This is a genomic window from Acinetobacter sp. YH12021 (genome assembly GCF_013420145.1).
Classification (GTDB): Bacteria; Pseudomonadota; Gammaproteobacteria; order Pseudomonadales; family Moraxellaceae; genus Acinetobacter; species Acinetobacter towneri.
In genome coordinates this window covers 1-1,885 of the sequence record NZ_VOYT01000062.1, presented here as the reverse complement: position 1 = coordinate 1,885, position 1,885 = coordinate 1, and the positions used below count along the sequence as shown (strand labels likewise).

The window sequence follows — 1,885 nt, the reverse complement described above, 5'->3', positions numbered from 1 at the left end:
GTGGACATTTACCTTCCCGTTTTAACCGTGATAAAGCACGTCCATATGTGGGTGCTTTATCCGTGTTGATCACTTGTGGAATTTGCCACTTCTTCACATTATTTAAAATTTTTCCAAGAAAACAATAAGCTGAATGGGTATTTCGTCTAGCAGAAAGATAGAAATCAAGAGTATGGCCACGTTGGTCAACTGCACGGTATAGATATGCCCATTTGCCATTCACTTTTACGTAAGTTTCATCCAGATGCCATAAATGTCGATCTGTAGGATTACGCCAATACCAACGTAAACGTTTTTCCATTTCTGGAGCATAACGCTGAACCCAGCGATAAATTGTGGTGTGATCAACATTCACTCCACGTTCGGCCAGCATTTCCTGAAGTTCACGATAGCTGATGCCATATTTACAATACCAACGAACAGCCCAAAGAATGATTTCACCTTGAAAGTGCCGACCGTGGAAGGGATTCATCTGCTGTATCTCGAAATAAATAAGATATTTAGCTTATCATGTCAGCCTATTTGCAACAGTGCCGTTGATCTTCCGTCCTTCATGCATGAGGGCCACAGTGCCATCCGGGTACTCCAGAAATGAAATGTATTGCCCAACAAGCTTATGATTCAGCTCTGTCGGTTCAAGCAGATAAATACACTTGTCATAGGTGATGGTTAGGTTCTTCGTGACCTTACGCGGTTCCTGCCAAGTGAATATATCCTCCAGCTCAGCATCAGATTCCGTTAAAGATCGATGTAAATTCTTCGAGTTTCTCGCACACTTGGCAAACTTCTGATTGAAGTGCTCAATGAAGCAGGGTAGCCATGCATTGGCTTCGGCAATTGAACTGATGCCTTCCAGACGCATCTCCTTGATCAAACGGTCTTGAAGGGTTCTATTCGCGCGTTCTACGCGACCTTTAGCCTGTGGTGAGTTGGCAAAGATAATATCAATATTTAACTCGTTCAGAATCCGCCCAAATTGCGTGATCTGGCTGTCTTTCCTGGATTTCTGATTAACTCTGAATACCGAATGTTTGTCGCTATAAAAGGCCAGAGGTTTGCCGTATTGTTCAATGTAGGCTCGGGTTGAAAGCATATAGTCGAAGGTGGTTTCCGCCTCACAGAAGCGTAGATGCAACAGCTTTCCAGTGGCATCATCGATATACACCAATAAACAGCACTTAGCAGCGCGTCCTTCGAACCAGTCATGATATGAGCCATCAATCTGGATCAGCTCACCGAAGCAATCCCGGTTATAACGTGGCTGATATGGACGTTTAAGGCGCTTGGATCGCGGAATCCAGAGGTCATTGGCCATCATCCAGCGCCGAACCGTTTCTACCGGGATATTCAGGTCAAATATGCTGCTGAGCTTCTCATGCGCCAAGGTAGGTCCAAAGCCCAGCAGATGTTCAGAAATAATGGAAAGACATTTTGATTTTAATAACTCATCATGGCGATGATGGCCAGGTTGACCACGACTGGCATGTGCCAGACCTGAAACACCGTCTTGATTGAGTTTCTGCAATAACCGGGTAATTTGACGAGTGGAAAGATTCAGGATTTCAGCAGCACGGACCTGGGTAATACGATGATCTCGAACGTCTTGCAGAACTGCAAGACGTTGAATTTCCTTGTCAGACATAGTGATCAACATCTCTAATTTATATCCAGTCCATGATGGTAAAAACCATCATAAACTAGACATTTTTATTGGTGAGAATATAGACACTTTAAATGGTTTCTAACAAGGTTACTTCACATAAGAAATTTTATGTTAAATGATTGTTAGAAATGCCCCTTGATCGAGGCATTTTCTATAAAGAATACTAAAAACTAATTAAAGCCAACCAAGTTTCAAAACAAGGCAGTTCTCAGCAATCATATT

The 1,885-nt window shown here is 42.8% G+C and carries 1 protein-coding gene and 1 pseudogene; both read right to left on the bottom strand.

Features of this window, described 5'->3' with window-relative positions; all coding sequences use genetic code 11:
• Positions 1–472 (bottom strand): IS6 family transposase (locus FTT91_RS14460; protein WP_151817486.1); only part of this gene is annotated, 472 nt, incomplete at its 3' end.
• Positions 473–514: 42 nt separating this feature from the next.
• A pseudogene (locus FTT91_RS14455) lies at positions 515–1,654 on the bottom strand (ISNCY family transposase); the annotation flags it as partial.
• Between the last annotated feature and the right edge of the window lie 231 nt (positions 1,655–1,885).